The organism is Rhodococcus sp. BH5 (assembly GCF_027583855.1).
In the GTDB taxonomy this organism is placed as follows: domain Bacteria; phylum Actinomycetota; class Actinomycetes; order Mycobacteriales; family Mycobacteriaceae; genus Rhodococcus_F; species Rhodococcus_F qingshengii.
Map to the genome: position 1 here is coordinate 19,863 of NZ_JAJHVW010000027.1, position 8,022 is coordinate 27,884.

At 62.5% G+C, this 8,022-nt stretch carries 9 protein-coding genes; 4 read left to right on the forward strand and 5 right to left on the reverse strand.

Annotated features, from left to right (window positions below):
* Nucleotides 1–5: 5 nt before the first annotated feature.
* The 5 genes from RhoBH5_RS31005 to RhoBH5_RS31025 all read right to left on the reverse strand — a co-directional run bounded on the left by RhoBH5_RS31005 (nucleotide 6) and on the right by RhoBH5_RS31025 (nucleotide 5,145).
* The gene (locus tag RhoBH5_RS31005; protein WP_007730862.1) at nucleotides 6–632 is read right to left on the reverse strand and encodes an MBL fold metallo-hydrolase; all 627 of its coding nucleotides are present in this window, start codon (nucleotides 630–632) and stop codon (nucleotides 6–8) included.
* Nucleotides 629–1,717, reverse strand: a complete 1,089-nt coding sequence (locus RhoBH5_RS31010; protein ID WP_007730860.1) for an S-(hydroxymethyl)mycothiol dehydrogenase — start codon at nucleotides 1,715–1,717, stop codon at nucleotides 629–631. The genes RhoBH5_RS31005 and RhoBH5_RS31010 overlap by 4 nt, the downstream gene beginning before the upstream one ends.
* Before the next feature lie 148 nt (nucleotides 1,718–1,865).
* Complete coding sequence (locus tag RhoBH5_RS31015; RefSeq protein ID WP_065351521.1) at nucleotides 1,866–3,128, reverse strand: helix-turn-helix transcriptional regulator; 1,263 nt, start codon at nucleotides 3,126–3,128, stop codon at nucleotides 1,866–1,868.
* Between the two features lie 22 nt (nucleotides 3,129–3,150).
* Nucleotides 3,151–4,320, reverse strand: a complete 1,170-nt coding sequence (locus RhoBH5_RS31020) for a DUF4185 domain-containing protein (RefSeq protein WP_270009392.1) — start codon at nucleotides 4,318–4,320, stop codon at nucleotides 3,151–3,153.
* Between the two features lie 120 nt (nucleotides 4,321–4,440).
* A complete protein-coding gene (locus RhoBH5_RS31025) occupies nucleotides 4,441–5,145 on the reverse strand; it encodes a type 1 glutamine amidotransferase (RefSeq protein ID WP_249343016.1) in 705 nt (234 codons plus the stop codon).
* A gap of 158 nt (nucleotides 5,146–5,303) precedes the next feature.
* Here RhoBH5_RS31025 and RhoBH5_RS31030 point away from each other — a divergent pair, with 158 nt between their 5' ends.
* From RhoBH5_RS31030 to RhoBH5_RS31045, 4 genes are all read left to right on the forward strand, one after another.
* Nucleotides 5,304–6,047, forward strand: coding sequence for an aspartate/glutamate racemase family protein (locus tag RhoBH5_RS31030; protein ID WP_270009393.1), 744 nt, complete (start codon nucleotides 5,304–5,306; stop codon nucleotides 6,045–6,047).
* A gap of 36 nt (nucleotides 6,048–6,083) precedes the next feature.
* Entirely contained in the window at nucleotides 6,084–6,767 is a 684-nt protein-coding gene (locus RhoBH5_RS31035) for a GntR family transcriptional regulator (protein ID WP_333482278.1), read from the forward strand.
* A 61-nt stretch (nucleotides 6,768–6,828) separates the two neighbouring features.
* Nucleotides 6,829–7,206: an ArsR/SmtB family transcription factor gene (locus tag RhoBH5_RS31040; RefSeq protein ID WP_270009395.1), complete on the forward strand. Its 378-nt coding sequence runs from the start codon at nucleotides 6,829–6,831 to the stop codon at nucleotides 7,204–7,206.
* Nucleotides 7,203–7,799: an SRPBCC family protein gene (locus RhoBH5_RS31045; protein WP_270009396.1), complete on the forward strand. Its 597-nt coding sequence runs from the start codon at nucleotides 7,203–7,205 to the stop codon at nucleotides 7,797–7,799. Before RhoBH5_RS31040 ends, RhoBH5_RS31045 begins: the two co-directional genes overlap by 4 nt.
* The last annotated feature ends 223 nt before the right edge of the window (nucleotides 7,800–8,022 follow it).

Below are 8,022 nucleotides of genomic sequence, written 5' to 3' on the forward strand. Positions count from 1 at the left end.
TCACATCAGGATCCGGCGCGGATCCATTCTTCGAGATGCGGCGCCTCGGTACCGATCGTCGTGCCGTCGCCGTGACCGGTGTGAACCTTGGTCTCGGCGGGGAGCGCGAACAGCTTGTCGCGAATGGACCCGATGATGGTCGGGAAGTCTGAGTACGACCGCCCCGTTGCGCCGGGTCCACCGGAGAACAAGGTGTCGCCGCTGAACAGTTCCCCCGCCTCGGGCAGGTAGAGGCAGGTCGACCCCGGGGAATGGCCCGGTGTGTGGATGGCCAGAATGTCCGTACCCGCCACAGCAATACGCTGATCATCTTCCAAGCTCAGATGCTTCACCCCGGGGTGAGTCATCTCCCAGAGGACATCGTCGGCCGGGTTCAGGTAGATCGGAGCGTCGAGTTTCTCGGCCAGCTCCGGCGCAACGGTGACGTGGTCGTTGTGGCCGTGGGTGCAGACGATTCCGATCACCTTGCGTCCACCGACAGCGTCGATGATCGGCTGCGCGGTGTGAGCTGCGTCGACGATCACCACTTCGTTGTCGTCACCGATCAGCCAGATGTTGTTGTCGACGTCCCATGTTCCGCCGTCGAGGCTGAACGTGCCCGAGGTGACGACGCGATCGACTCGCAATGTCACAGGACCACCACCGAACGAAGGACCTCGCCGCGGTGCATCGTCTCGAATGCCTTCTCGACCTCGTCGAGCTTGATGCGCTCGCTGACGAACTTCTCGAGCGGCAGACGCCCCTGCTGGTACAGGTCGACCAGAACGGGGAAGTCACGCTCGGGCAGGCAGTCGCCGTACCACGACGACTTGAGGGCTCCGCCGCGCGAGAAGAAGTCCACCAGAGGCATTTCCAGCTTCATGTCCGGCGTCGGAACTCCCACCAGCACTACGGTTCCCGCGAGGTCGCGGGCGTAGAACGCCTGCTTCCAGGTCTCGGGACGGCCGACTGCGTCGACAACCACGTCGGCACCGAAACCTCCGGTCAGCTCCTGGACTGCTTCGACGACGTCGTCGACCTCGGTGGCATTGATCGTGTGCGTGGCACCAAGTTCCGTGGCCCACTCCAGCTTTCGTGGATCCCGGTCGATGGCGATGATGGTATTGGCACCGGCCAGGCGTGAACCCATGATCGCTGCGTCGCCGACGCCGCCACACCCGATCACGGCCACCGAATCACCGCGTCCGACGTTGCCGGTGTTCATCGCGGCACCCATGCCGGCCATGACGCCGCAACCGAGCAGTCCGACGACAGCCGGATCGGCCGAGGCGTCGACCTTGGTGCACTGGCCTTCGTGAACCAGCGTCTTGTCTGCGAATGCGCCGATGCCGAGTGCCGGCGTCAGTTCGGTGCCGTCTTCGAGCGTCATCTTCTGCTCGGCGTTGAACGTGTCGAAGCAGTACTGCGGGCGGCCACGCTTACACGCACGACACTGCCCGCATACGGCACGCCAGTTGAGGACGACGAAGTCGCCCACCTCGACGTGAGTGACACCGGGGCCGACGCTCTCGACGATGCCCGACGCCTCGTGCCCGAGCAGGAACGGGTACTCGTCGTTGATTCCGCCGTCGCGGTAGGTCAGGTCGGTGTGGCACACACCGCACGCTGCAATGGCGACCACTACCTCGTTGGCGCCGGGATCGGGGATCGTGATGGGGACGATTTCGACGGGGGCACCCTTGGATCGGGCGATGACGCCGCGTACCTGCTGTGGCATGGCTTTGCTCCTGGCTTCGTGCGATTGAGGACGTGTCGTCACATGGCGCCGTGTTTTCACATTGCGATATGTGCACTCGTTGAAAGGTTAGCCCGAAGTAGGTGCCCGCAACCCTGGTCGAACTGACTGACCGACCTGGCCGAAAGGACTAGGGTGCAGGCTTCACGCCGGCCTCGGCGCCCGCGGCGGCCGCCGCACCCCGACTCTCGACGCCCAATTTCCGCAGGACCCCGGCAACATGAAACTTGACTGTGCTCTCACTGACGCCGAGTCGCTCCGAGATTGCCTTGTTGCGCCGTCCGGCCACCAGATGCTCGAGTACCTCGAACTCCCGCGGTGCCAGTTCGGTGAGTACGTCGCGGTTCGGCAGCGCGACTGGGGCGTCGAGCGGGATGGTTGCGCTGATCCGGTTCCCCCACCCGGGCGTCGACTCGGATTCGACGGTTCCACCCAAAGTCTCTACCCTCGAACGTAATTGGCGTTCCACGTCGATCACGTCGGCTTCACCACCACCGTCGTCGCGGATGTCGATCGAGAGCGAAGCCGCGTCGAGGGTCCAGGCCACCCGGATTCGCGAGAGCGTCTGCTGATCCGACAAGGCCAAGACCGCGCCGCGGACGACCGCGCGGGCGCCGTGCGCCACTTCACCGGGTAACCCACGCCCGTCGACGGGTGGCTCCACCAACTCCAACGCGATTTCCCGATGCTTGAGCAGCGAACGCAATTCCCCACGCATCCGCGCAAAAGCGGTGGTGGTCGACTCTTCGGCCAACTCGCGGTGCACGTCGACGGCTGAACGCAGGCCGATCAGAGCCGAGGCCGCAGTCTCCCTGGCCGAGGTTCGCGCACGTGTGTCGTCGAGATCCGCCGAGCGCAGCGTCGCCAGCATCGTCTCGAGGGTGGCCGCATGCACCTCCGTCATCTCTGCCACGGTGCGTGCACGCTCGGACGACGCTGCCCGCGACTCGGCGAGATATGCCGGGCTCGCGTTCCGGACCTGGAGCTGAATTCCGGTTGAAGTCACTGCGAACAGTGCCTGGATCAATTCGAGGGATGCTGTCTTCACCGGTACGGGGTGCGGCGTCAGCATGAGTAGGGTGTCTGTTCGATCGAGCATCGCAAGCACTTCACGATCCCGGCCGGCGATAGCACATTTTCCCCGAAAGATCTGTCCGACAGTGAGATCCGTACGAATACGGTCGAGTTCGGCGATGGTCACACGATCGACGACGGCTGGATCCCCAGCGACCTTGCGCGGCCTACCGGTGCATTCACGGGTGAAGATCACCAGGGAAGTGTGCGGCGCCATGTCCGCGATCAACGTCGAAAATCGTCGGCCGATTTCGGGTAGTGGTCCCACCAACACGTCTCGAAGGGCGGTGATCAGTAGCGCATTGTCGGTGGTGCTCACCGTTCAACGATAACCATCCGGTTCACTGGTGCAGCGTGGTCTTCATGAGCATCACGTTGTAGTCGGACCACGTGGTGGCGAGAAAGTAGAGGTCCTGCCCCTGTGACCAGGGGTGCATGTACGCGCCGTAGAGGCCCGGAACCTCGTCGGTGCCGATCACTACGTCGGGTGCACTCCACGGACCGGTCAGGTCCGACGCCGTCCGCAGCACCAGCGCTCCCCACTCGTTGGAGTACATCGCGACGAACTTGCCGAGATAGTTGTTGTACTGCACCGACAGTTCGCTGACATCCCCGTCGAGAACTACCGCCGCGGCAGCGGGATTGTTGGGGACCCATGCCTTTCCGTCCCAGTATTCGTACGCCGCGACGTCCGCGATGGAGGCTTCCTTGACCCGCGAAAGGCGCCCCTCGCCGAAACGTCCCGCGGGGGTACCGAAGTTGTAGACGTAACCACCGTCTTTGACGAAGGAACCCATCTGGAAGTTGTCGTTACCCGTCAACGGCAGATTGGGCCGGGACGAGGCCGGTTCGACCTGCCAGGTCTCACCGTTATCGTGTGAGGACGCGATCTGCGAGAAGTTGGTGACCCACTCGCCCGACCCTCCCCACGAGCGGATCGACATGTAATTGACGTATTGAATGCCACCCACCGAGATACCCGTCGTCGGAATGCTGCTGGTTTCGACGCCGGTGACTTTCAGACTTCCGATGATCTCGCGCGAGTGATTCGGTCGGTCGGTCGGTGAGGAGTCGATGTTCATGCCGTCGGACAGATTTCCGTCGGAGCTACGGAACAGGACGTTGCTGCGCCAGTCGCCGACCACCCCGGAGCACAGAGGATCAGATCCGATACCGACGGTGTCACCGAAAGCTGTCAGGACCTGACCTGCGCCGTTGTCCCACATGATGCCCAGATCCGTGCCGAGAACATTGAACCGCTCGACGGTTTGGTTGGGGCTGAGCGCGCCCGTGATGTACTCGACCGCCGAGGTGCGGCCTTGCAATTCCGGCAGTTTGCCATCCGTGCCGTTGAGCCAGGGAATCGGATTGGTCGGCCCACCTGATTGATCCAAGCTCCCGGTGACATTGCAATCCCACGGGGATGCATGGGCCTGGGTCGCCCCCAAGACCGCGGTCGACGCGAGTACACACGTCACTGCTGCTGTCGATATCTTCCGCATCCGGCGCATCGCTCCCCTTTCGCGGGGGGAGATCCGGACTCTACGAGGTGTGTTGCTCGACCGGATCGGTTCATCCACCCACGAGAACACAAGGTAACAGGTAAATCGGTCAATCAGGACAAAACGGGCTTATTCGGTGGAGATGGATTTCAACCATTTCTCCATCACGGCTGCGGCAATCTCGAGCCCCTGCGACTCGGCTGCACTCAACTGCTGCATGAAGATGCGCGGACCGTCCGCTCCCAGCGAAGCATGCAGCGAGTCGCGGTACTCGGCCAGTTCCATCCATTCGCGCGCCACCTCGGAGGACGCTTCGAGGTGAAACTGAACGGCGTAACTCTGCTTGTATCGGAAGAGTTGATTCGGATACTTGGCTGAACCAGCGAGCCTCACCGCGCCGTTCGGTATGTCGAAGGTATCCGAATGCCATTGCATCGCAGGAAAAGTGGAGGGCAGACCTCCCCACACGGGATCTTGCCGGCCCTCGACAGTCAAGGTGATCTCCTCAACTCCGACTTCAGGCACAGCGCCCGTGTAGACGCGAGCACCCAGCGCTGCGGCGAGCAACTGCGAACCCAGACACACTCCCCACACCGGGACGTCGCTCTCGACCAGATCGCGAATGTATTCGATCTCGGATGCCAACCACTCGACCTCGCCCTGATCGCCGACGCCCATCGGCCCGCCCATCACGATCACGGCGTCGAACCGTCGATCGGCAGGAAGCGGGTCGGTGCCCAGAAGAACAGTCTGCACGTCTCCGTAGCTCTCCAGGACAGGCGAATACGCCGCTGGGGGTTCACACTGCGCGTGTCGTAGCTCCAGAAAATGCATGCTCGCGGTCCTTTCGCTCCCGATGCCTGTAAGCCTATGGCCCTTTCTGCTGCCGGTCGCGGCGGCGCCACGCTTGACAATTACTTGCCGTTTCCCGCACTCTGATCACCAAGATGTAGAATCCAATATATTGGATTCCAGAAGGGTGTACTTGTCACATGAGAATGGCCACGAGCGACCCCGTCATCGGAATACTCGGAGGCATGGGGCCCGCCGCTACTGCCGACTTTTACTCCAAACTCGTTGCGCTGACACCAGGTTCGACGGATCAGGAGCACCCCAAAGTTGTCATCTGGGCCGATCCCACGGTTCCCGACCGGACATTGGCACTCACCGAGAACGGCCCTGACCCCACTCCGTGGCTGATCCGCGGTGCGCGCGTTCTCCGAGAGTCGGGCGCGACGACGCTCGCCATCCCATGCAATACCGCCCACGCCTTCCTGCCCGCCATCTCGTCCCAACTGGGACTTCCCGTCGTCCACATGATCGACGAAGTCGCTCGGCACATCCGGACGCTCTCACCCGCCGTGACGTCCGTCGGACTCTTGGCCACCACGGGAACGGTCCGCACCGGGTTGTATCAACAGTGGCTGTCCGAATACTCGATCGACGTCCTGCTACCCGAACCGGCGATCCAGGATGAATTGGTGATGCCGGCAATCCGGGCCATCAAGAGCGGCAACGTCGGAGACGAGACCACCGACAAGCTCGTCAGGGCCGCCGATCTTCTCGCCGAATCGGGCGCGCAGGTCGTCGTGGCCGGATGCACCGAGATTCCACTCGGGCTGCCTGCCGATGCCACAACCTGTCAGATCATCGATCCGGCAACAATTCTCGCCCGCGCTCTGCTCCTGCGCGTTGCGGATGCACGGAAATACGCTTCGACGGCGCACCCGGGCTGACCAGCGGCAGGCGGCCTGCAGAGTACGATATCCAGTATGTTGCGTGGCGGTAAACCGGTTGAGCGAGCACGAATGAGCGACATCGCTCTCGAACGCATTCGCGAAGCGATCGTCACCGGTGAACTGGCACCGGGATCGAAGATCAAGGACAGCGAGCTCGCCGAGTATCTGGGCTTGAGCAGAACTCCGGTCCGCGAAGCACTGGCCAGGCTTGTCGACACCGGACTCGTGGAAGCGAAACCCGGTGCGTACACACGCATCACAACCCTCGACCGCGGCGACGTCGAAGCAACACTCGCAGTCATCGAAGCTCTCGACCAACTGGCCGTCGTCACCGCAGTACCGAATCTCACCGACGAGATGATCGGGGCGATGCGTTCGGCCAACAAGGACTTCGCTGCCGCCGTCAAGCGAAACGACATAGGCCGAGCCTTGACCGCTGACGATCGCCTACACAGCGTCATCATCGATGCTGCGGCGAATCCGCTGTTGAAGAAGCTGATCCACCAAGTTCACCCACAAATTCACCGCATCTACTACCGCAAGTTCTCGAGCCTCCTCGGCAGCCAGGACTCCGTCGACCATCACAACAAGCTGATCGACCTGTGTGCAGACCACGATGCCGAGGCGGCAGCGACATTGTCGGCCGAACATCGACGCCATCTCGGCGGGCTGATCGGTGAACTCTTCGACGCCGACGAGTTCACTCTCGCGGACTGACCGAGTCCGGGTACAAGTTTCGGCGCTTGCCTATATTGGCCATCGCCGATATAAATGACTGGTGCATGCGTTCGACGTTCTCGGAGACCCCGTTCGGCGGCGAATCCTGGAACTCCTGTCCAACGGAGAACGCTCGGCGGGTCAGATCTCCGAAGTCGTGGCAGCAGAGTTCGGGATCTCCCAACCGACCGCGTCCGGGCACTTGCGAGTGCTCCGAGAACACGGATTCGCCACCGTACGCAGCGAAGGTACCAGGCGTCTCTATGCCGTCGAGCCCGCGCCATTGCAAGAAGTGGACCACTGGCTCGACGGATTCCGGCAGTTCTGGAGCGGACCTCTCGACGCACTGGCCACAGAACTCGCACGCGGGAAACGACGCGGCTCCGGACGGAACAGATCTTCACCATCGAATTCTTCCGAAGAAGGGGACTCACAATGACCGAGATCGCGAGCCAGGACACCAGCCTCACCGCGGTAGAGCGGAGCATGGGCAACCGCGAGATAGCCGAAGGTTCGGCTCGAACAGCCGTACTCAAGCGCCGCTACAACGCGTCGGTCGACGACGTCTGGGACGCCATCACAACGCCTGACCGCATCAACCGCTTCTTCCTCCCGGTGAGCGGAGACTTCCAGGTGGGCGGCTCTTACGCTTTCGAAGGCCAGGCGAGTGGCGAGATCCTGGCCTGCGACGCTCCACACCTGCTGCGACTGCAGTGGACACCGCCCGGCGATCGTGGATACAGCGATCAGGTCGAGATCCGGCTGACTGCCGACGGCCCCGACGCCACCTGGCTCGAGTTGGAGCACGCCTCCGTCGCCGATGTCTTCCGTAACGACCCGGACACCGGCTGCTACGGCGTCGGAACCGGCTGGGAAGGCCCACTTCACTACCTGGGCGAATACTTGCGCGGCACTCTCCCTGATGCGCCGAGCACCGAGTGGTACACCTTCGACGAAGCAGAGGAGCTTCGTCTGGCCAACTTCCGAGGGTGGGAGTGGGCAAAGATCGAGGCAGAGCACGGCGACCGATAACGCCCAATTCTTCGAAAACGGTCACAGGATGGCCGTTTGCTTTGTATCGTGACCGAGCTGGACGTATGTCCAGCAGTTTTGGTGGCTTCCTTTCGTGCCACACCTGCTTCGGTCCACGAGAAGAGAGCTCCACATGGCGCCACAACCCGTAGTCGACAACGCGGCCACGACGCGACGCACGCACATCATCCGGACAGTTCTCGCTGTCCTCGTCATCGCACCG